The sequence below is a fragment of the Ferribacterium limneticum genome (assembly GCF_020510565.1).
GTDB classification, from domain to species: Bacteria; Pseudomonadota; Gammaproteobacteria; order Burkholderiales; family Rhodocyclaceae; genus Azonexus; species Azonexus limneticus_B.
In genome coordinates, this window is the sequence record NZ_CP075189.1 from 3158325 (window position 1) to 3180875 (window position 22551).

Here is a 22551-nt window from a genome sequence, read left to right on the forward strand (position 1 = left end):
TCAGGAGATTCAACATGACTTCCCTGTTCGACCCGATCCAAATCGGCGATATCGCCCTCTCCAACCGCATCGTCATGGCACCGCTGACGCGCAACCGCGCCATCGCCGGCAATGTTGCCGGACCGCTGACCGTCGAGTATTACCGCCAGCGCGCCACGGCCGGCCTGATCATCGCCGAGGCCAGCCAGATCAGCCCGATGGCCCAGGGCTACCTTGCCACCCCGGGCATCCACAGCCCGGAACAGATCGCCGGCTGGCGCCAGGTGACCGATGCTGTGCATGCCGCCGGCGGCAAGATCGTGCTGCAGTTGTGGCACGTCGGGCGCATTTCGCACACCTCGCTGCTGCCGGATGGCGCGGCGCCGGTGTCGTCGACCGACAAGGTCGCGAACGCCTCGACCTTTACCAGCGACGGCTTCGTCCCGGTGTCCACGCCGCGCGCCCTGCGCGACGATGAAATCCCCGGCCTGATCGAGGATTACCGTCGCGCCGCGCGCAACGCCATCGATGCGGGCTTTGATGGCGTCGAGCTGCATGCCGCCAACACCTACCTGATCGAGCAGTTCCTGCGCGATAGCGTCAATGACCGCAGCGGCCCTTACGGCGGCAGCATCGCCAACCGCGCCCGCCTGCTGCTTGAAGTCGTCGAAGCGATTACCAAGGAAATCGGTGCCGGCCGCACCGGCATTCGCCTGAGCCCGATGACGACCTTCACGGCGCCGCTCGACAGCGATCCGCAGGCGCTTTACGGCTATGTCGTCGAACAGCTGGCGCCGTTCGGCCTGGCCTATCTTCACGTCATCGAAGGCGAAACCGGCGGCACGCGCACACCCGAGGCCAAGGCTTTCGACTACGAAGCGCTGCATCGCGCTTTCCCCGGTGCCTGGATGCTCAACAACGGCTACTCGCGTGACTTGGCCATCGAGAATGTCGCGGCCGGCAAGGCCGACCTGGTTGCCTTTGGCCGCTCGTTCATCAGCACGCCGGACCTCGTCCGTCGCCTGAAGGATGACCTGCCGCTCAACGAACTGCAGGCCGACAAGCTGTATGGCGGCGGGGCCGAGGGTTACACCGACTACCCGGCGCTGGCTGCCTGATTTCTTTATAACCATGACCCCGACCGGCCAATCGCCGGCCGGGGCCGATTTCCGGAAACACCATGTCCGAATACCGTCGTTGGCTGCCCGCGCTGGCCCTGATCGTCCTCTCGCTGACCTGGGGCTACACCTGGGTGCTCGCCAAGCAGGGCCTGGCCTACGCGCCGCCCTTCGCCTTTGCCGCCGAGCGCTGCGTCGGCGCCGCGCTGGCGCTGGTCATCGCGCTGCGCCTGAGCGGCCGCAAGCTGAAGCTGGTCGCCCCGCGCCAGACCATCGCCATCGGCCTGGCGCAAGTCTCGGGCTTCATGATTTTCCAGACCTGGGCGCTGGTTGAGGGTGGCCCGGGCAAGACGGCGGTATTGATTTTCACCATGCCGATCTGGACGTTGCTGCTCGCCTGGCCCATCCTCGGCGAGCGCGTGCGCGGCAAGCAGTGGCTGGCGGCGGCGAGCACGCTGGGCGGATTGCTGCTGATCATCGAACCGTGGGACATGCACGCCAGCCTGTTCAGCAAGTTCCTCGGCCTCATGGCGGCACTGTGCTGGGCGACCGGCACCATTCTGATCAAGCGCCTGCGTGGCAAAACGCCGGTCGACCTGCTGACCCTGACCACCTGGCAGATGATCGTCGGCGCCGTGCCGCTCATCCTGCTCGCCTTCATCGTGCCCGAACACCCAACTGAATGGACCGTCAGTTACGTTGGCATCCTGATCTTCATGTCGGTCGCCAGCACTGCGATGTGCTGGTGGCTGTGGATCTACATTCTCGACCGCGTGCCGGCCTGGGAGGCCAGCCTGTCGGTACTTGGTACGCCGGTGGTGGCCATTCTTTCGTCGCGCCTTACATTTGGCGAGGCTTTCAAGGGCAGCGAAATCGCCGGCATTTTGCTGATCGGCAGCGGCCTGGCCCTGCTTTCCCTGCTCGGCTGGGCAGCGAGCCGGCGCGATCCGGCAAAACAGATTGAGGAGGCAGCATGAACACCCTGCACGAAACCAAACTTTCGATGCTCGACCTCGTCGCCATCCGCGAGGGCGGCACGACGGCCGAGGCGCTGGCCATCGCCCGCGATACGGCCCGCCATGTCGAGCAGCTCGGCTTCACCCGCTACTGGCTGGCCGAACATCACAACATGCCGGGCATCGCCAGTTCGGCGACGGCCGTGCTGGTCGGCTACATTGCCGGGGCGACCAGCCGCATCCGCGTCGGTTCGGGCGGCATCATGCTGCCCAACCATGCGCCGCTGGTCGTCGCCGAGGCCTTCGGCACGCTGGCCGAAATTTATCCCGGCCGGATCGATCTTGGCCTCGGTCGTGCCCCGGGCACCGACCAGATGACCATGCGCGCGCTGCGCCGCGACCGCATCGAAACGGAAGCCGAGTTCCCGCGGGCAGTCAGCGAACTGCAGCAGTTGCTCGGCCCCCGTTTGCCGGGCCAGATGGTCGTCGCAGTGCCCGGCAACGGCACTGAAGTGCCGATCTGGCTGCTTGGCTCGAGCCTCTTTTCCGCCCGCCTGGCGGCCGAACGCGGCCTGCCCTATTCCTTCGCCTCGCATTTCGCGCCGGCCATGCTGTTGCCGGCCATCGACATCTATCGGCGCAATTTCCGCCCCTCGGCCAAACTCGACAAGCCCTACGTGATGATCGGCGTGCCGGTGATTGCCGCGACAACTGACGACGAAGCGGAGTTCCTGGCCAGCAGCACCTACCAGCGCGTCCTCGGCATCCTGCGCGGCGATCGGCGCTGCCTGCCACCGCCGGTTGCAGAGTACCTGAGCAGCCTGCATCCACAGGAACGTTCTGGCATCGCCGATTTTCTCGGTGCTGCCGTCGTCGGCGGACCGGACACGGTGCGCGCTGGCCTGCTGGCGCTGAAAGAAGCGACCAGGGCCGACGAAATGATCCTGGTCAGCGACATTTTCGACCCGGCCCTGCGCCTGCGTTCACTTGAAATCACCGCCAGTTTTTTCGCACAATAAGCCGCTGTTCAGCGCCAAGCCAAGGAGACGAGCAATGCCGCACATTTTCGAATTCAGTTACCACAACCCGACGCAAATCCACTTCGGCCCGAACAGCTTTGCCAAGCTGGCCGAGCTGATTCCACGCGATGCCAAAGTACTGCTGCTTTACGGCGGTGGTTCGATCAAGCAGAACGGCGTCCATGCGCAGGTTCTTGCGGCCCTGGCCGGGCACACCGTGGTCGAATTTGGCGGCGTCGAGCCGAACCCGACGCTCGAAACGCTGACTGCTACGGTCAACCGGATAAAAGAGCAAAAAATAGAATTCATTCTCGGCGTTGGCGGCGGCTCGGTCGCCGACGGCGCCAAGTACGTCGCCTGCGCAGCGCTCTACGACGGGGACGGCTGGGACATCGTCAGCGGCAAACATGTCCCGACCAAAGCCCTGCCGGTCGGCGTCGTACTGACCCTGCCGGCCACCGGCTCGGAATCGAATGCCGGCGCCGTCGTGACCCGCAAGGCCACGCATGAAAAGCGCGTTTTCTTCGTGCCGCCGGCCCGGCCGCGCTTCGCCATTCTCAACCCGGATGTGATGGCCAGCCTGCCCGATCGACAACTGGAAAACGGCCTCGTCGATGCCTTCGTTCATGTCTGCGAGCAATACCTGACCTACCCGGTCGGCGCCCTCGTCCAGGACGGCTATGCCGAAGCCGTGATGAAGGCGCTGAAGACACTGGCCGACAACTTCGCGCAGCGCCACGAAACGACCTGGCGGCAAAACATGATGTGGTCGGCCAATCAGGCACTGTGCGGCATCATCGGCCTGGGCGTTCCGGTGGACTGGGCGACGCACCGCATGGCCGTCGAGCTGACCGCCCTGTACGGCATCGACCACGGCCGTACCCTGGCGATCATCCAGCCCTGGCTGTTGCGCGAAACGATCGAAGCCAAGCGGGCCAAACTCGAGCAGATGGGCCGCAACGTCTTCGGGCTGAGCCAGCCGAGCGCCGGGGAAACCATCGCCGCGATCGAAGCCTTCTACCGCAGCCTGAACATGCCGGTCCATCTGTCCGACACCGATGTCAGCGACCCCGACGCTGCAGCCCGCGTCATGCAGGCCCTGCGCGACCACGGCAATGCCGCCCTGGGCGGCCATGCCGAACTCGACGAGGCGAAAACCGAACGCATCATCCGCGCCGCCTGCACGAAACAGGAGCAGACAAACAATTGATCTGAAACGCGTTTGGCGCCGGGATGGGCATGCCATGGTGCTACCCTGATCGGTAAATTGGAATATGATCAGCCGACCAATCTGGACGGAAGGAGTATCACCATGCTGACCCCGACTCAGAAGCAAACGGCGCAATCCATCGTCAACCTGTTCGAAACCGGCGTCGTGCTCGGCGACTACGGCAGCGTCACCGTCATTCCCGGCGACACCGGCCACCTCACCTTCGGGCGCTCGCAAACGACGCTGGCATCGGGCAATCTGCTCAACCTGCTGCAGCGCTACTGCACCAATGACGGCGCCCGTTTCGGGCCACGGCTGTCGCCCTGGCTGCCGCGTTTCGAGGCCATCGACCTCAGCCTCGACGACGAGCTACGCCTGCACAATCTGCTCCGCGCCACGGCCGACGATCCGGTCATGCGCGAAACCCAGGATCAGTTTTTTGATGAGGTTTACTGGCAGACGGCCGCCCGCATCGCCGCCAACCTCGGTATCACCTCTGCCCTCGGCACTGCAGTGGTCTACGACAGCACCGTGCACGGCTCGTGGAAAGCCATGCGCGACCGCACCATGGCGCAGGCCGGCAGCCTCGCGGCGCTCGGTGAAAAGAAGTGGATCGCGGCCTACGTCGCGACCCGGCGCGCCTGGCTGACCAACCATCCGCGCAGCGATTTGCGCAAGACGGCTTACCGGATGGATGCTTTCCAGCGCCTGATCGAGCAAGGCTACTGGGGGCTGGAACTGCCGCTCGTCATCCGCGGCGCCGAGATTTCGTTGAGCACCCTGCGCGCCACCCCGCCCGGTTGCTATGACGGCCCGCAACCCGGCACCCGCAGCATCGCGCTGCAAAGCCCACTGGCCCGCGGCCTTGATGTCCGTCTGGTGCAACTCGGGCTTTCCGAGCAAGGTGTCCCGATCAAGGCCGACGGCATTTTTGGCCAGACCAGCGCCAATCTGCTCAAGCAGTTTCAGGCAAAGACAGGCTTACCGGCCACCGGCGTCGCCGACGGCACTCTGATTGCTCACCTGATTGCCTGATAACCCGACTCAGGCTTCGGGTTGCCCTTCCTCTGGCGGCAAGTGCGGCTGCGGCCGGCTCGTGACGTAGAGCACGACGGCACAGGCGCCGAGGAAGCCCACCGAGGCCAGGGCGCTCGGCACCCAGGTGTCGGCCAGGCCGCGCTCCAGCCACAGCCAGATGAACACGCCGAAGGCCGGCACGGCCAGCAGGGCGCAAAATATCGAGGTGGCGAGCGCCACTTTTTGCCCGATATGTCGTTTCAGATCGCTCATTCAACTTCCTCTACCATCAGCCAGATTGAGCGATTGTCACGCGCGTCGCTTGTTGAAAGAGTGAGCGCGCCGCCCTGATTGCCGCTGGCCTGGCGACCGCTGCCGCCGAGTTCTATCCATTCGCCGAGCCGCCCGGAAACCGTCGTCGACAGGCGCTGGTTGTTGATGCTGCCATAGCCGCCCTGACTGGCCGCCTGCTGGCTGATGTCGAGCGTCACCCGGTTGCCGTTCACGCGCGGCACGGCGTAAAAACCTCGGCCGACATCCTGATAAACCACGTTTTCATTGATCACTGTGCCGCCGGGGCCAACGACAACCTGGCGCATCGGGAGAGGCAGCGAACGGCCGACCTGGATGAAAGCCTGGCCGCCTTCGACGGTCTGCACCATCTGCGCCGCACTTTCGCCACGCACACTCTTGGTATCCCACACAGTCGCTCCGACCGTGCTACGCCGGGTGCTACCGAGCACGACCTGGCCGCTCGCCTCGGCACCGCGCGTGCTGTCTTCGGCCTGACGGTTTTGCGAAACGCGAATGATGAGGCGCCGGGCCGGTTTGTCGATGACCGCCAGCGCCCGTTTGATATCGGCCCGATTGCGCGGCGAGGCCTTGAGGAAAAGCTGGTTGTTCATGCCGGTCAGCGTGCCGCCAGGCTCGACCAGCGGCAACAGAACCGGCAGCACCTCATCGACGTTCTTGCTCCTGAGCTCGATGACTTCCATCTGCTGGGCCCACAGCGAGGTACTGAACAGGCAGGCCAGCAGGCAAAGAATGCGCAGCATCATGGACGTTCTCCCAGCGGCATTAAGGGTCAATCGAGGCAGATGGCGACCCGGTAGCATTCGGCCACATCTTCGGCAACCAGGCCGACGACGCCCGGATCGGCGCGTCCCAGATCGGCGCGCTCTTGAAGGATGGCCAATATCTGGGCCGGTGTCATTGATTTGCGATAAGGACGGTCCTGCGCCAGCGCCTGAAAGATATCGGCGACATTGATGATGCGCGCCTCGATGGGCAGCGCGGCGCCACCGATGTGGAACGGATAACCGTGGCCATCCGGCGTTTCGTGATGCAGCGAAGCCCAACGGGCGATTTCGGCAATGGCATGGAGCCGCTTGAGGACCTGCAGCGTCCCGTAGCTGTGGCTCTTCATGATGTCGAACTCATGCGCCGTCAAGGCACTTTCACCTTCGATGATCTCGTCGGGAATCTGCAGCTTGCCGATATCGTGCAGCAAACCGGCCACTTCGATTTTTTCGCAAGTGATGACATTGAGCCCCAGTCTTTCGGCCAAGTAACGCGACAGCCGTGCAACGCCTTGCGAATGCTGCTCCGTGTAGGGCGATTTGGCGTCGATGATGCGCGAAAAAATGGTCGCACACTGCTTGAACTCGGACCAGCCGATCATCTTCAGATCGCCATGCGACTCCATCTCGACCTGATATTGCTGCACCCATTCCGGCTGCATGGCCAGCCAGAAAGCCTCTTCCTGCGAGATCAGCCCGAAGGCATCGAGCAGTTCGGGCGAAAACAGACGCCCGCGCGCCGAAGCCAGACGGGTGCGAATTTCGTCGGCGTGCGACAGCACGCTCTGGTCGGCATGGTAGGGCGCAGCCAGGACATCGATGCGGTCGGCCAAATAGATCAGGTTGGCGAAACGCGCCGTATCACCCGGTAGGCTCTGCGTTACCAGCCATTCCCAGGCACTGTGGTGATAACGGATGATCGGGGCCAGATGGGCCAGCGGCGGAAAATTGGCGAGCAATTCGTCGCCGCGAATGCAATGCTCTTCGGCGCCGCTCCATTCGAGATCGACGACCAGGCGATGGTGCACCCGCGTCGACGACACGCCGCAATCGTGCAGTAGGCCGGCATCGTAAAGAATCAGCTGGTCGGCCTCGCTCCACCCCATGCGGATGGCCATTTCGCGCGCCAGCATGCCAACCCGGCGGCCGTGCATGACATCGTCGACACCGACCAGATCGACGGTGTTGGCGATGGTCATCACCAACTGTCGAAGATCGATGGCCAGATCGGCGGGAAGCAAGGTTTCGGTCATCTGATCAGGCCACAGCGTGGGGCAAGGCCAGGTACTCCCTGGAATTCATTTCGGTCAGCCGGCTCACCGTGCGAGCAAACTCACTGGCCTGCGTGCCCTCGGTGTAGAGCCCGTCAGCCGCGCAGTCGGCAGTGATGATGAGTTTGACCTTGTGATCGTAGAAAACGTCGACCAGCCACGTGAAGCGACGCGCCTCCGAGGCTTGGTGCATGGTCATTTTCGGCACATGAGAGAGGAGCACGGTGTGGTATCCACGGGCGATTTCGAGATAGTCGTTCTGCGAACGCGGGCCGCCACACAGGGTGCGAAAATCGAACCATATGACACCATGGCCGCGCCGCACGGTATCGATGTCGCGGCCCAGCACCTCGATATGGCCGCCCTTCTTGCCATCCTCGCCGGCAACCATTTTGAAGTAGTCGAGCATCTTTTTTTCAGCCGTGGCGTCGGCCGGGTAATGATAGATCTCGACCTGTTCCAGCGCCCGCAAACGGTAGTCGGTTCCGGCATCGACCTCGAAGACATCGAGATGCTTGTTGAGCAGCGCGATGGTCGGCAGAAAGCTTTCGCGGTGCAGGCCGTTCGGATACAGCATGTCCGGCGGATAGTTGGAAGTCATCACGATGATGACCCCCTGGGCAAACAGGCCATCCATCAGACGGCCAAGAATCATGGCGTCGGCGATGTCGGAAACGTGGAACTCATCAAAACACAGGAGACGCACTTCCTTGGCGATCTGCTCGGCCAGCCTCAACATCGGGTCCGGTTCGCCCTTGTATTTTTCGAGGTCATGATGGATCTGCTGCATGAAGGCATGGAAGTGAATGCGACGCTTGCGCCGATAAGGCACCGAGTCGTAAAAGCAATCCATCAGGAAGCTCTTGCCGCGCCCAACCCCGCCCCAGAAATAGACGCCTTTCGGCGGCTTGGGCGGCGACAGCAGGCGCTTGAAGGTGCTGCCACGGTCAACCTTAAAAAATAGCAAATTTGTATAAAGGTTCTGCAAGGCCATTGCCGCCGTCATCTGGGCAGCATCGGCCATATAGCCACGGGCATCAAGCAGGTTTTTATAGGCGTCGAGCATGCCCTGCGCGGCGACATTGAGTTTTTTATGGGGCATTTTGGTGAATCAGTATTGGGGGTAAAAACGTATTCTGCCAAAGAAAAAGGCGGGTGCGTTGCCGCAACCCGCCTTTCTGGCAAAGAAGAGTCAGCTTAAAAGTGCAGCGGACGCTTGTCGCAAGCCAGGGCCGCTTCGTGCACCGCTTCCGACAAGGTCGGGTGAGCGTGGCAGATGCGCGCCAGATCTTCGGAAGCGCCACCGAATTCCATCGCCACAACGGCTTCGGAAATCAGCTCAGAGGCATTGACGCCAATGATATGGACGCCAAGGATGCGGTCGGTCTGCGCGCAGGCCAGCATCTTGACGAAGCCGGATGGCTCGCCCATGCCGAGCGCACGGCCGTTGGCCATGAACGGGATTTTGCCAACCTTGTAGGCGACGCCATCAGCCTTGAGCTGCTGCTCGCTCTTGCCGACCCAGGCGATTTCCGGTGCGGTGTAGATGACGCCCGGAATGGTGTCGAAGTTGCAGTGGCCAGCCTGACCGGCCATCAATTCGGCAACCATGACGCCCTCTTCCATGGCCTTGTGCGCCAGCATCGGGCCGCGCACGACGTCACCAACGGCCCAGATGCCCGGGAGGTTGGTCTTGCAATGGCCATCGACTTCAACCATGCCGCGATCAGTCAGCTTGAGGCCAACCGCTTCCGCATTCAGGCCGTCGGTGTTCGGGATGCGACCGATCGACACGATCAGGCGGTCGGCGTCGAGCTTCTCTGCCTTGCCGTCCTTCGTTTCGTAGGCAATCGAGACGCCCTTCTTGGTCGTCTTGATATCGCCAATCTTGACGCCGGTCTGGATGTTCAGACCCTGCTTGGTGAACAGCTTGAGCGCTTCCTTGGCGATGTCCTGATCGGCAAAAGCCAGAAAGTCGGGCATTGCTTCGAGGATGGTGACTTCGGAACCGACGCGACGCCAGACCGAACCCATTTCCAGACCGATGACGCCGGCACCGATGATGGCCAGCTTCTTGGGCACGGATTCCTGATTCAGGGCGCCTTCGTTGTCCATGACGATCTTGTTGTCGACCGGCACGTTCGGCAGGTGACGCGGCTTGGAACCGGTCGCGATGATGACCTGCTTGGCCAGCACCTCATCGGTGCCAACTTTGACCTTGTACAGATCGCCTTCCTTGCCGACAAAGGAACCATGACCGTTGAGCATGGTGACCTTGTTCTTCTTGAACAAGCCCTTGATACCGGAGGTCAGCTGGGTAACGATGGTGTCCTTGCGGCCCTTCATGACCGGCACGTCGATGGTGGCTTTGCCAACCTTGATACCCTGGCCCTCAAAACTGTGACCGGCTTCCTCGAAGAGGTGCGAGGTGTGCAGCAGTGCCTTGGAAGGGATGCAGCCGACGTTCAGACAGGTGCCGCCGAGGCGCGGTTCGCCCTTGGGGTCGGCATACGGATTGGATTCGCAGCAGGCGGCGGAGAAGCCGAGCTGGGCCGCGCGAATGGCCGCGACATAGCCGCCGGGGCCACCGCCGATAACGAGCACGTCAAATTGCTTGGACATGTGTAAACCTTTCAGATTTCAGATGTGCAAAAGCGCCAGCGCCCTTTGCGGGACACTGGCGCCGGCCAACGTCGATTAGACGCCGAGCAGCAGGCGGGACGGATCTTCCAGCGCTTCCTTCATGGTCACCAGACCGAGGACGGCTTCGCGGCCGTCGATGATGCGGTGATCGTAGGACATGGCCAGATAGTTCATCGGACGCACAACGACTTGACCGTTTTCAACCATGGCGCGGTCCTTGGTGGCATGGATGCCGAGGATCGCAGACTGCGGCGGGTTGATGATCGGGGTGGACATCATCGAACCGAAGATGCCACCGTTAGAGATCGAGAAGGTGCCACCGGTCAGGTCTTCGATGGTCAGCTTGCCGTCCTTGGCCTTGGCACCGAATTCGGCAATCTTCTTCTCGATTTCGGCGATGCTCATCTGGTCCGCATTGCGGATGATCGGCACAACCAGGCCACGTGGCGAACCAACAGCGATACCGATGTCGATGAAGCCGTGGTAGACGATGTCATTGCCATCGACCGAAGCGTTGAGGATCGGGAACTTCTGCAGGGCAGCACAGGCAGCCTTGACGAAGAAGCCCATGAAGCCGAGGCGAACGCCATGGGTCTTTTCGAACTTCTCGCCGTACTGCTTGCGCAGCGCCATCATCGGGCCCATGTTCACTTCGTTGAACGTGGTCAGGATGGCGTTGGTTTGCTGCGATTGCAGCAGGCGCTCGGCGATGCGGGCACGCAGACGGGACATCGGCACGCGCTGCTCGGTACGATCGCCGAGGGCAACAGCAACCGGCGGCGTCGGCATGGCAGCCTTGGCAGCAGCCGGAGCAGCGACCGGACCAGACTTCGGCGCAGCAGCAACGGCATCTTCCTTGGTGACGCGACCGCCACGACCAGAGCCGGCGACGTCAGCGGCAGCAACGCCCTTTTCGTCGAGGATCTTGCGGGCCGACGGGCTGGCCGTACCAGCCGGCGCGGCAGCAGCGGCAACCGGAGCAGCAGCGGCAGCAGCCTTCGGGGCTTCAGCAGCCGGGGCAGCAGCGCCAGCCTTGGCTTCGGTATCGATGCGGGCGATCAACTCACCTGAGACAACGGTTTCGCCGTCAGCCTTGATGATTTCGACCAGAACGCCAGCAGCCGGCGACGGAACTTCGAGAACGACCTTGTCGGTTTCGATGTCGATCAGGATTTCGTCGCGAGCAACGGCCTCGCCGATTTTCTTTTTCCAGGAAGCGAGCGTGCCTTCGGCGACGGACTCGGAAAGCTGGGGAACTTGAACTTCGATAATGCTCATAGTGACTCCACTCTGCTGTAGTTATCAGTACTCGATCTTGCCCAGTGCGGACTCGATCAGTGCCTTTTGTTGCTCGTTGTGCTTGGCCAGATAGCCAACTGCCGGGGAAGAGGAAGCCGGACGAGACACCAGCAACATCTTCTGTTTGACGCCCAACTGGGTATCCAGATGGTGACGCGAGGCAATCCAGTACCAGGCGCCCTGATTGCGCGGCTCTTCCTGGGTCCAGACAATTTCGGTCGCCTTCGGATACTTGGCCAGTTCTTTCTCGAGCGAATCCTTCGGGAAAGGATAGAGCTGTTCGACACGAACGATGGCGATGTCGGTGATTTTCTTCTCACGACGGGCTGCTACCAGATCGTAATAAACCTTGCCGCAGCACAGGATGACGCGCTTGACCTTCTTGGCATCAATCTCGTCGACTTCGCCGATGACACGCTTGAACTCGCCGGTAGCCAGTTCTTCCATGCTGGAAGCAGCATCCTTGTGACGAAGCAGCGACTTCGGCGTCATGACGATAAGCGGCTTACGCTGCATGCGGACACCCTGACGACGCAGCATGTGGAATACCTGTGCAGCCGTGGTCGGCACACAGACTTCCATGTTCATTTCGGCACAAAGCTGCATGTAGCGCTCGAGGCGGGCTGAAGAGTGTTCCGGACCCTGACCTTCATAACCGTGCGGCAGCAGCATGACCAGACCACAGGCACGACCCCACTTGGCCTCACCGGAAGCAATGAACTGGTCAATGACCACCTGGGCGCCGTTGGCAAAGTCGCCGAACTGACCTTCCCAGATCACCATTTCGTACGGATTGGCCGAGGCGTAGCCGTAGTCGAAAGCCAGAACAGCTTCTTCGGACAGCACGGAGTCGTAGCACTGGAAGCCAGCCTGCTTTTCCTGCAGATTCTTCAGTGGGTAGTAGGTGCCCTCATCCCAGTTTGACCGATTCTGGTCATGGAAGGCAGCATGGCGGTGGAAGAAGGTACCTCGACCAACGTCCTCACCGGAGATACGCACGCCGTAGCCAGAAACCAGCAAGGATGCGTAAGCAAGATTCTCGGCCATGCCCCAGTCGACCGGCAGCTTGCCCTCGCCCATGGCGGCGCGATCTTCGGCAATCTTCTTGACGCGGGAATGCAGCGTATAGCCTTCCGGGAAAGTCGTCAGGCGCTTCGACAGACGCTGGAGTTCCTTCATCGGCACCGTGGTGTCGCAGGTTTCCATGTAGCTCTTGGTCAGGAAAGGCGTCCAGTCGATGGTGTTCGGATGCTTGTAGCCAGCCAGCACCGGGTTGTACAGCAACTCACCCTTGTCAAGGTGTTCGCGGTACTGGGCAATCATCTGATCCGGGCCATCAGCCGGCAAGACGCCTTCGGCAATCAGCTTGTCGCCGTAAACCTTGCGGGTACCCGGGTGCTTGCTGATGATCTTGTACATCAGCGGCTGTGTGACCATCGGCTCATCCTGCTCGTTGTGACCAAGCTTGCGGAAGCAGATGATGTCGACGACGACGTCCTTCTTGAACTGCTGACGGAACTCGATGGCCAACTGGGTGACCAGCGCAACAGCTTCCGGATCGTCACCGTTGACGTGGAAAATGGGCGCATCGGCCATCTTGAAGATATCGGTGCAGTAGTGGCCGGAGCGGTAGTCGCGGGGGTCGCTGGTGGTGAAGCCGATCTGGTTGTTGACGACGATGTGCAGCGTGCCGCCCGTGCCGTAGCCGCGGGTCTGGGCGAAGTTGAGCATTTCCTGGTTGACGCCCTGGCCGGCCACGGCGGAGTCGCCATGAACAACCACCGGCAGCACCTTGGATTTGCCTTCTTCACCCCGACGAACCTGGCGTGCATAAACCGAGCCTTCGACGACCGGGTTGACGATTTCGAGGTGCGACGGATTGAAAGCGAGGGTCAGGTGGCAGGGGCCTCCCGGGGTCGACACATCGGAGGAGAAGCCCATGTGGTACTTGACGTCGCCAGCCGACAGATCGCTCTTCTTCTTGCCTTCGAATTCAGCGAAGAGCATCGACGGGGCCTTGCCCAGGGTATTGACCAATACGTTCAGACGGCCACGGTGGGCCATGCCGATGACGACTTCGTCGATTCCCAGTTTGCCGCCAACACGGATAGCTTCGTCCATGGAAACGATCAACGACTCGCCGCCTTCCAATGAGAAGCGCTTCTGACCAACGTACTTGGTATGCAGGTAACGTTCCAGCGTCTCGGCTGCAGTCAAGCGCTCGAGAAGACGTTTTTTCTGGTCGGCGCTGTAGGTCGGACGCGAGCGGATGCCCTCGAGACGCTCCTGCAGCCAGCGCTTTTCGTTGTAGTCGGACATGTACATGTACTCGACGCCAACGGTGCCGCAATAAGTCTGCTTGAGGGTTTCAAGAATATCGCCAAGCTTGGCTGATTCCGGGAGCCCCTTAAGGGAACCGACGTTGAACGATTGATTCAGGTCGGCATCAGTGAAGCCGTAAAAAGATGGCTCCAGCTCATCAATATTCGGACGGGCCAAACGCTTGAGCGGATCTAGATCAGCCCAGCGGGTACCCATCGAACGATAGGCGGTGACCAACTGGCCAACGGCCGATTGCTTCTTGTTGTCGCCACCAGCAACAGGCGCAGGACGGAAGCCGCCATCCTTGGCCAATTCCGCAAAGGCGGAAATAACCGGAGCATGGGCAACGTCGCGGGCAACGAAGCCCGGCATCTGCGCCAGGCGGTCAAAATATTCGCGCCACTCTTCGGGCACGGCAGTCGGGTTGTTCAGGTAGTTTTCATACAGCTCTTCGACAAACGGCGCATTGCCGCCAAAATACATCGTGCTGTCGAATAAATTGTTCATCGTAGTCATAGGCATCCCCTCAAGGGTATTTTTTTCCACTGTAGCCACAGATAGCTTGATCACAAGTTTCCGCAGGTAAAAAAAGGGCGGCCACACGGCCGCCCAGTTTCTTTCTTAGCCGCGTTGGGCGAGCGGCACGACGTCGCGCTTCGCTGCACCCATGTACAACTGACGCGGACGACCGATCTTGTATTCCGGATCGGTGATCATTTCTTCCCACTGCGTCATCCAGCCGACCGTACGGGCCAGGGCGAAGATGCAGGTGAACATTTCTGTCGGAATGCCGATGGCCTTCTGGACGATACCAGAGTAGAAGTCGACGTTCGGGTAGAGCTTCTTCTCGACGAAGTACGGGTCTTCCAGAGCGATCTTTTCCAGTTCCATCGCCAGCTTGAACAGGCGATCGTTCTGCAGGCCGAGTTCGGAAAGAACATCGAAGCACACCTTGCGCATGAGCTTGGCACGCGGGTCGAAGTTCTTGTAAACGCGGTGACCGAAACCCATGAGCTTGAAGGAGTCGTTCTTGTCCTTGGCGCGATTGATGTATTCACCAACCTTGGAAACGTCACCAATCTGCTCAAGCATCTGCAGACAGGCTTCGTTGGCGCCGCCGTGCGCCGGGCCCCACAGACAGGCAATACCAGCTGCAATACAGGCAAAAGGATTGGCACCGGACGAACCAGCCAGACGAACCGTCGAGGTCGACGCATTTTGTTCGTGGTCAGCGTGCAGTGTGAAGATAGTGTCGAGTGCATTGACCAGAACCGGATTCGGCTTGTATTTCTCGCACGGGTTGCCGAACATCATGCGCATGAAGTTGGCGGTGTAATCCAGATCGTTGTCCGGATACATGAACGGCGCACCGGTGTTGTACTTGTAAGCCATGGCGACGATGGTCGGCATCTTGGCGACAAGGCGGTTGAAGCTGACATTCCGATGCTCGGCATCCGAGAAGTCCATGGCATCGTGATAGAAGGCCGACAGTGCGCCAACAACGCCAGTCATGACAGCCATCGGGTGAGCATCGCGACGGAAGCCGGAATAGAACTTGGTCAACTGCTCGTGCACCATCGTGTGATTCTTGATGGTGCTTTCGAAAGCGGTTTTCTGTTTGGCATTCGGCAGTTCGCCGTTTTTCAACAGATAGGTGACTTCGAGGAAGTTGCAATTCTCAGCCAACTGCTCGATCGGATAGCCGCGATAGAGCAATTCGCCTTTGTCACCGTCAATGAAGGTAACCGTTGACTTGCAGCTAGCGGTAGAAAGGAAGCCGGAGTCATAAGTAAACAAGCCGGTCTTGGCACCCAAGGTGCGGATATCGACACAATCGTTGCCGTGCGTCGGGGTCATGATCTGGAAGTCGACGGGAGCCTGTCCATCGATTGTCAAAATTGCCTTGCGTTCAGTCGTCATGGAGTCATCCCTTTACAGGTGTTGGTTGTAACTGCAATGCCAAAAAAGCGGTCAACATTCCAAAGATAGATTGTAAACCTTACTCAACTCTTACGAATTAGCGTCACCATGTGCGCCAAGCGAGGATCATCGATCTCTGCCTTGCCAGTCAGCAAGTCCCAGAGATCGTAATCCTCCATGTCAGCAAGCACCACAAACGCCTGTTGCTGATCATCGTTAAGCTTTTCAAACTCGCCACTATCCAGAAAACGTGTCAGGGTGATGTCAAGTTCGAGAAGCGCACGACGAATACAACGCCAGCGCAGACGTTCGTAGTCCGCTCTTTCCATCAGACGGCGCGACGAACCATCATGTCCTTGATCTTGCCAATGGCCTTAGTCGGGTTCAGACCCTTCGGGCACACGTCAACACAGTTCATGATGGAATGGCAACGGAACAGGCGATACGGATCCTCGAGGTTGTCGAGACGCTCGTTGGTTGCCTGATCGCGCGTATCGGCGATGAAACGGTAAGCCGCCAGCAGACCGGCCGGGCCGACGAACTTGTCCGGATTCCACCAGAACGACGGGCAGGACGTGGAACAGCAGGCACACAGAATGCACTCATACAGACCATTCAGCTCTTCGCGATCTTCTGGCGACTGCAGACGTTCGCGTTCCGGCGGCGGATCGTTGTTGATCAGGTAAGGCTTGATCGAGTGATACTGCTTGAAGAACTGGGTCATATCGACGATCAGGTCGCGAATGACTGGCAGGCCCGGCAACGGACGCAGCACGATCGGCTGCTTCAAGCTGTCGATATCGGTCAGGCAAGCCAAGCCGTTCTTTCCATTGATGTTCATGGCATCCGAGCCACACACACCCTCACGGCACGAGCGACGATAGGAAATCGCGTCATCCTTGGCTTTCAGTTTGGTCAACGCGTCCAGCAGTTTGCGGTCAGTCGGCTCCAGTTCCACCGAGATGTCCTGCATGTAAGGCGCGTCATCCTTGTCCGGATCGTAGCGATAGATACTGAATTGAACCATGCGTTTGCTCATTCTCAACTCCAATTAGTACGAGCGCGTCTTGAGCTCAACGGGCTCGACGGACAGGGGTTGCATGTTGACTGGCTTGTAGCAGATCGAGTTATCCACCGGCGAGAACAGTGTGTGCTTGAGCCACACGGCATCGTTACGGCCATTCGGGAACTCGGCGCTATCCGGAGCATCGTCGCGCACATGGGCTCCACGGGACTCCTTGCGAGCCTCGGCGGAAATCATCGTGGCCTTGGCGACTTCGATGAGATTTTCCATTTCGAGAGCTTCGGTCCGGGCCGTATTCCAGGCCATCGACTTGTCCTTGATCTCCAGGTTACGAGCTGCCTTTTCGACTTCGAGAATCTTGCTGACACCTTCCTTCAGCAGATCGCTGAAACGGAACACGCCGGCGTGATCCTGCATGGTGCGCTGCATGGCCAGACGGGTTTCGTGCACATTGGCACCACCCTTCCGATTATCCAGTGCACTGATACGAGCCAGAGTCCTGTCGGCGACATCCTTCGGAAGATCGCGGTGGGCACGGCCAGCCTTGAGGTCTTCAACAGCGGAGTCACCAGCCGACTTGCCGAAGACCAGCAGATCGAGCAACGAGTTGGTACCGAGACGATTGGCACCGTGCACCGAGGCGCAGGCGCACTCGCCGCCGGCGTAGAAGCCGGGAACAACGGAATTCATGTCGTCACCCTTCGGCATCACGACACGACCGGAGTAATGGGTCGGAATACCACCCATCTGATAGTGACAGGTCGGAACAACCGGCAACGGCTCCTTCAGGCAATCAACGCCAGCGAACTGTAAACCGATTTCGTGGATGCCTGGCAGGCGCTTCATGATGGTGGCGGGGTCGAGGTGGGTGATGTCGAGCAGGACGTAGTCCTTGTTGACACCACAACCGCGCCCTTCCTTGATTTCGGTTGTCATGGCACGGGAAACCACGTCACGCGAGGCCAGATCCTTGGCGTTCGGCGCGTAGCGCTCCATAAAGCGTTCCTTGCTGGAATTACGCAGGATGCCGCCTTCACCGCGCACACCTTCGGTAATCAGCACACCCGCACCAGCTACGCCGGTCGGGTGGAACTGCCAGAATTCCATGTCTTCGAGCGGAATACCAGCGCGGGCAGCCATACCGAGACCGTCTCCGGTATTGATGAAGGCATTGGTCGAAGAGTAGTAGATGCGGCCAGCACCACCAGTCGCGAAAATGGTGGCGCGAGCATGGAAGATCACAACCTGGCCGGTTTCCATTTCCATGGCCGTAACGCCGAGGACATGACCTTCTTCGTCACGGATCAGGTCCAGCGCCATCCACTCGACGAAGAACTGCGTATTGGCCTTGACATTGCGCTGATACATCGCATGCAGCATGGCGTGACCGGTACGATCAGCGGCAGCGCAGGAGCGACGAACCGGCTTTTCGCCAAAGTTCGACATGTGACCACCGAACGGGCGCTGATAGATCTTGCCGTCGTCGGTACGGTCAAACGGCATGCCGTAGTGCTCGAGCTCGACGACCACTTCGTTGGCCTTCTTGCACATGAATTCGATCGCGTCCTGGTCGCCGAGCCAGTCGGAACCCTTGACGGTATCGTACATGTGCCACGTCCAGTGATCTTCCTCGGAGTTGCCGAGCGAGGCAGCAACACCGCCCTGTGCCGCAACAGTGTGCGAACGGGTCGGAAAGACCTTGGAAAGAACAGCCGTTTTCAGGCCGGCTTCGGACAATTGGATCGCGGAACGCAGACCGGCACCACCAGCACCGACGATCACCGCATCAAACTTGAGAACAGGAATACTCACGCTTACAGCCTCCAGAGAATCGCAGCAGCCCACGCGGTGTAACCCACCAGCGCAGCAGCGGTCAGAACGTGCAGGGACAGGCGCAAACCGGTCGGCTTCACGTAGTCCATCCAGATGTCACGCACGCCAATCCAGGCGTGGTAGAACAGACTGACGAAGAAAAGGAAGGTCAGGAACTTGATGACGCCATTAGCGAATACGCCCTGCCAGGCCTCGAAGGTCGACGGACGCACAACCAAAAGCACTGCGGCGATCAACACCGAGTAGACCGCCATGATGACAGCCGTTGCGCGCTGGATGATCCAGTCCTTCAAGCCGTAGTGGGCTCCGACAACATTGCGGTTGATCACAGCAACACCCCCCAGAGAATCAGGGTCAGCGGAATGCTGACAGCAAGGACGACACCCGCCGATTTGCGAGCAGCCTCTTTCTCGATACCGACATGCAGATCGAGCAACAAGAAGCGGATGCCAGCACAGAAGTGATGAACAAATGACCAAAGAAGACCAGCCAGAATCACCTTGACAGGCAACATTCCAGCAATCGACTTGAAGGTAGCAAAACTTTCAGGGGAGCCCAAACTGGCGCCGAAGAGCCAGAGCAACACCGGGATACAAAGAAACAAGCCCGCACCGCTGACACGATGAAGAATTGAAACCTTGCCCGGCAGCGGCAACTTTATTGTAGTCAAGTCCAAGTTTTTTGGACGTTTCTTGATGGTCATTTCTGCCATGAACGTCATCCCTCGCGTGAAGATGCGGTTATCCGCTTTTACGTGGTTTGAAAAGAACTGTAATTATACATTCAAAACTATGTGGAACGTGCCTTGCGAGGCGCTTTCCGACCTAATTCCAAAGTACTGCTTTCTCTCTCACCCCAGATCATTCCGGTAGTAGTGCTGCCGCGTGTAATAAAGCCCACGCCGCCACTCCACCGGTTTATTGCCATAGGTGTAGGCCGTTCTCTCAACGAGCAGAAGAGGCTCCCCAAAAGGAACACCAATCATGCCCGCACTTTGAGCATCCGCCCCAACTGCGCGCAAGCGTTCTTCAGCGTGGATCATGCGCACGCCAAAATCGCTTTCGAACAGGCTATACAGGGAACGCTCACCGCCGCGCAAGCCCTCAAGTGTCAAGCCGTTGAACAGGTCAGCAACCAGATAAATCTGATCAAAAACCACCGGCTCGCCACTGAAACGCAGCAGACGCTTGACGTGAACCACTTTGTCGCCCGCCTGCAAACCGAGGACTGCAGCCACCTCTGGTGTCGCATCGATGGTTTCGCAAAAGAACGGATCGCTGACTGCATGTGCCGCCTTGCCATCATCTGGCACCAGCCTCAGGAAACGATAAAAGGAACGCGGGTCGCTATGCGTTGCGACAAACGTACCTTTACCCTGACGCCGAACCAACATATTTTCGGCGGCCATTTCGTCAATAGCCTTGCGCACCGTCCCCTGACTAACGTTGAATCGCGTTGCCAACTCCCCTTCACTCGGTATTGCATCGCCCGGACCCCACTCACCCTCCTCCAGGCTACGAATCAAGAAATCCTTGATCTGGCGATAGAGGGGACTGAAAGTTGGAGAACTTAGGCGGGGAGCAGGACGAGAGGCGTCACGAGTCATGGTCCAAATTTCAGCACATTTCGGGCTTACCGTCCACGAAAAGTTGTCTTATATAAGACAGATGATGAATTGACAGCCAGACGCTGAACTTTTACCATCTTGAGTTCTCGTGCCTGCTGACGCAAGGAAGCAAAAAAAGCAGGTATTCGGGCAAATACGAACAATTTCAACCACGCTGTTTCAAACAGGAGCGATACATGTCCAAAGCCCCCATGCGCGTTGCCATTACCGGCGCCGCCGGCCAGATCGGTTATAGCCTGCTGTTCCGCATCGCCTCCGGCGAAATGCTCGGCAAAGACCAGCCGGTCATCCTTCAGTTGCTCGACTTGCCGCAAGCTCAGCAAGCCGTCAAGGGCGTCATGATGGAGCTGGAAGACTGCGCCTTCCCGCTGCTCGCCGGCATGGTTGCCACCGATGACCCGAATGTCGCCTTCAAGGATGCCGACGTCTGCCTGCTGGTTGGCGCCCGTCCGCGCACCAAGGGTATGGAACGCGCTGACCTGCTGACCGCCAATGGCGCCATCTTCACCGTTCAGGGCAAGGCCATCGCCGAGAACGCCAACGAGAACGTCAAGGTTCTGGTCGTCGGCAACCCCTGCAACACCAACGCCTTCATCGCCGCTGCTGCTGCCAAGAAGGTCGGCCGCACCAACCCGAACAACTACCACGGCATGCTGCGTCTGGACCACAACCGCGCCCTGTCGCAACTGGCCAACAAGATCGGCCGTCCGGTTGCTTCCCTGAAGAAGCTGGTCGTTTGGGGCAACCACTCCCCGACGATGTACGCCGACTACCGCAACACCACCTCCAATGGTGACAGCGTCAAGGCCCTGATCAACGATCACGCCTGGAACAACGACGTCTTCCTGCCGACCGTCGGCAAGCGCGGCGCTGCCATCATCGAAGCCCGCGGCCTGTCTTCGGCTGCTTCCGCTGCCAACGCCGCCATCGACCACATCCGTGACTGGGTGCTCGGTTCCGACGAATGGGTTACCCTGGGCGTGCCGTCTGACGGCTCCTACGGCATCCCGGCTGGTATCGTTTTCGGCTTCCCGTGCGAGTGCAAGGGTGGTTCGTTCAAGATCATCCAGGGTCTGGAAATCGACGAGTACAGCCGTGAGAAGATCAACTTCACGCTCAAGGAACTGACCGACGAAGCCGAAGCCGTCAAGGACATGCTGTAATCCAGCATTAGTCCCCAGCTTCATTTAAAGGCCGCGGTAAAATACCGCGGCCTTTTTAGTTTACGGATTCGAAAACCATGCGCCATCCGAAAGCAGTTCTTTTTTCCGGCGAGAAGCCCTTCCCCATCCTGCCCGCTGTCGATCATTACGCCGGCTCCGAAAAGCTGATGAAGAAGGCGCTGCAGCAGCAGATTGAACTCGGCCCGATCTTCGACATCACTTGCGATTGCGAAGACGGCGCCCATGCCGGCGCCGAGCGTGAGCATGCAGAAATGGCAGCGGGCGTGATCATGAGCGACGACAACCATTTCAATCGTGTCGGCGCGCGCGTGCATGACGTCACCCATCCGCACTGGCGGCAGGACATGGAAATCCTGGTCGGCATTGCGGGTAGCAGACTCCCGTTCATCACCCTGCCCAAACCTTGCAGCGCCGGCGACGTCCAGGTGCAGATCGAAGCCTTGCGCGAAATTGAGCAGAATTTTGGCGTTGACCGCAGGATTCCGGTCCATGTACTGATCGAAACTCATGGTGCCTTGCGCGAAGTCTGGGAAATCGCCGCCCTGCCCGGCGTCGAGAGTCTCGATTTCGGCCTGATGGATTTCGTCTCCGGCCACCACGGCGCCATCCCTGGTAGTGCAATGAAAAGTCCCGGCCAGTTCGATCACCCGCTGGTCGCCCGTGCCAAGTGCGAGATCAGCGCCGCTGGGCTGGCCTGCGGTGTCGTGCCATCACACAATGTGACTACAGAGCTGAAAGACATCGAATACATCCGCAACGATGCCCGGCGCGCCCGACAGGAATTCGGCTATCTACGCATGTGGAGCATCCACCCGAACCAGATCGTGCCCATCGTCGAAGCCATGCGCCCCGATTTCTCCGAAGTCCAGGCTGCCGCCGAGATCCTGATCGCCGCCCAGGACAAGGATTGGGGCCCGATCCAGCATGATGGCAAGCTGCACGACCGGGCTTCTTATCGCTACTACTGGGAGTTGCTCGACCGCGCCCACGTGACGGGAATGGACATTCCGACGGCAGCGAGGATTCGCTTTTTTGCCTGAATTTCCGGTT

21 protein-coding genes are annotated in these 22551 nt (G+C 59.7%); 7 read left to right on the forward strand and 14 right to left on the reverse strand.

Features of this window, described 5'->3' with window-relative positions:
• Positions 1–14: 14 nt before the first annotated feature.
• The 5 genes from KI610_RS15045 to KI610_RS15065 all read left to right on the forward strand — a co-directional run bounded on the left by KI610_RS15045 (position 15) and on the right by KI610_RS15065 (position 5317).
• Positions 15–1097: an alkene reductase gene (locus tag KI610_RS15045; RefSeq protein WP_226495776.1), complete on the forward strand. Its 1083-nt coding sequence runs from the start codon at positions 15–17 to the stop codon at positions 1095–1097.
• Between the two features lie 62 nt (positions 1098–1159).
• Positions 1160–2074, forward strand: a complete 915-nt coding sequence (locus tag KI610_RS15050) for a DMT family transporter (protein WP_226495777.1) — start codon at positions 1160–1162, stop codon at positions 2072–2074.
• Positions 2071–3072, forward strand: coding sequence for an LLM class flavin-dependent oxidoreductase (locus KI610_RS15055; RefSeq protein ID WP_226495778.1), 1002 nt, complete (start codon positions 2071–2073; stop codon positions 3070–3072). Before KI610_RS15050 ends, KI610_RS15055 begins: the two co-directional genes overlap by 4 nt.
• 34 nt (positions 3073–3106) lie before the next feature.
• Entirely contained in the window at positions 3107–4282 is a 1176-nt protein-coding gene (locus tag KI610_RS15060) for an iron-containing alcohol dehydrogenase (RefSeq protein ID WP_226495779.1), read from the forward strand.
• Positions 4283–4384: 102 nt separating this feature from the next.
• Positions 4385–5317, forward strand: coding sequence for a chitosanase (locus KI610_RS15065; RefSeq protein ID WP_226495780.1), 933 nt, complete (start codon positions 4385–4387; stop codon positions 5315–5317).
• Between the two features lie 9 nt (positions 5318–5326).
• On the opposite strand, the gene KI610_RS15070 is transcribed toward KI610_RS15065, so the two are convergent.
• The 14 genes from KI610_RS15070 to KI610_RS15135 all read right to left on the reverse strand — a co-directional run bounded on the left by KI610_RS15070 (position 5327) and on the right by KI610_RS15135 (position 20296).
• Positions 5327–5572 carry a hypothetical protein gene (locus KI610_RS15070; RefSeq protein ID WP_226495781.1) on the reverse strand — a complete coding sequence of 82 codons (246 nt, stop codon included), beginning with the start codon at positions 5570–5572 and terminating at the stop codon, positions 5327–5329.
• Positions 5569–6357 carry a hypothetical protein gene (locus KI610_RS15075; protein ID WP_226495782.1) on the reverse strand — a complete coding sequence of 263 codons (789 nt, stop codon included), beginning with the start codon at positions 6355–6357 and terminating at the stop codon, positions 5569–5571. The genes KI610_RS15070 and KI610_RS15075 overlap by 4 nt, the downstream gene beginning before the upstream one ends.
• Before the next feature lie 26 nt (positions 6358–6383).
• Entirely contained in the window at positions 6384–7631 is a 1248-nt protein-coding gene (locus KI610_RS15080) for an HD domain-containing phosphohydrolase (protein WP_226495783.1), read from the reverse strand.
• Positions 7632–7635: 4 nt separating this feature from the next.
• Positions 7636–8751 (reverse strand): cell division protein ZapE, encoded by a 1116-nt coding sequence (zapE, locus tag KI610_RS15085; RefSeq protein WP_226495784.1) that lies wholly within the window; start codon positions 8749–8751, stop codon positions 7636–7638.
• Positions 8752–8846: 95 nt separating this feature from the next.
• Positions 8847–10271, reverse strand: a complete 1425-nt coding sequence (gene lpdA / locus KI610_RS15090; RefSeq protein ID WP_226495785.1) for a dihydrolipoyl dehydrogenase — start codon at positions 10269–10271, stop codon at positions 8847–8849.
• 75 nt (positions 10272–10346) lie between these two features.
• The gene (gene odhB / locus KI610_RS15095) at positions 10347–11570 is read right to left on the reverse strand and encodes a 2-oxoglutarate dehydrogenase complex dihydrolipoyllysine-residue succinyltransferase (protein ID WP_226495786.1); all 1224 of its coding nucleotides are present in this window, start codon (positions 11568–11570) and stop codon (positions 10347–10349) included.
• A 24-nt stretch (positions 11571–11594) separates the two neighbouring features.
• A complete protein-coding gene (locus tag KI610_RS15100) occupies positions 11595–14429 on the reverse strand; it encodes a 2-oxoglutarate dehydrogenase E1 component (RefSeq protein ID WP_226495787.1) in 2835 nt (944 codons plus the stop codon).
• Between the two features lie 105 nt (positions 14430–14534).
• Positions 14535–15833, reverse strand: coding sequence for a citrate synthase (gene gltA / locus KI610_RS15105; protein ID WP_226495788.1), 1299 nt, complete (start codon positions 15831–15833; stop codon positions 14535–14537).
• Between the two features lie 83 nt (positions 15834–15916).
• Positions 15917–16162, reverse strand: coding sequence for an FAD assembly factor SdhE (locus KI610_RS15110; protein WP_226495789.1), 246 nt, complete (start codon positions 16160–16162; stop codon positions 15917–15919).
• Positions 16162–16872, reverse strand: a complete 711-nt coding sequence (locus KI610_RS15115; RefSeq protein WP_226495790.1) for a succinate dehydrogenase iron-sulfur subunit — start codon at positions 16870–16872, stop codon at positions 16162–16164. The genes KI610_RS15110 and KI610_RS15115 overlap by 1 nt, the downstream gene beginning before the upstream one ends.
• A 12-nt stretch (positions 16873–16884) precedes the next feature.
• Positions 16885–18669, reverse strand: a complete 1785-nt coding sequence (gene sdhA, locus KI610_RS15120) for a succinate dehydrogenase flavoprotein subunit (protein ID WP_226495791.1) — start codon at positions 18667–18669, stop codon at positions 16885–16887.
• Between the two features lie 2 nt (positions 18670–18671).
• Entirely contained in the window at positions 18672–19019 is a 348-nt protein-coding gene (gene sdhD, locus KI610_RS15125; protein ID WP_226495792.1) for a succinate dehydrogenase, hydrophobic membrane anchor protein, read from the reverse strand.
• Positions 19016–19402 carry a succinate dehydrogenase, cytochrome b556 subunit gene (sdhC, locus tag KI610_RS15130; RefSeq protein WP_226495793.1) on the reverse strand — a complete coding sequence of 129 codons (387 nt, stop codon included), beginning with the start codon at positions 19400–19402 and terminating at the stop codon, positions 19016–19018. Before sdhC ends, sdhD begins: the two co-directional genes overlap by 4 nt.
• 138 nt (positions 19403–19540) lie before the next feature.
• Positions 19541–20296 (reverse strand): GntR family transcriptional regulator, encoded by a 756-nt coding sequence (locus KI610_RS15135; protein WP_226495794.1) that lies wholly within the window; start codon positions 20294–20296, stop codon positions 19541–19543.
• 197 nt (positions 20297–20493) lie between these two features.
• Here KI610_RS15135 and KI610_RS15140 point away from each other — a divergent pair, with 197 nt between their 5' ends.
• Complete coding sequence (locus KI610_RS15140) at positions 20494–21480, forward strand: malate dehydrogenase (protein WP_226495795.1); 987 nt, start codon at positions 20494–20496, stop codon at positions 21478–21480.
• Between the two features lie 77 nt (positions 21481–21557).
• Positions 21558–22541, forward strand: coding sequence for an HpcH/HpaI aldolase/citrate lyase family protein (locus KI610_RS15145; RefSeq protein ID WP_226495796.1), 984 nt, complete (start codon positions 21558–21560; stop codon positions 22539–22541).
• The last annotated feature ends 10 nt before the right edge of the window (positions 22542–22551 follow it).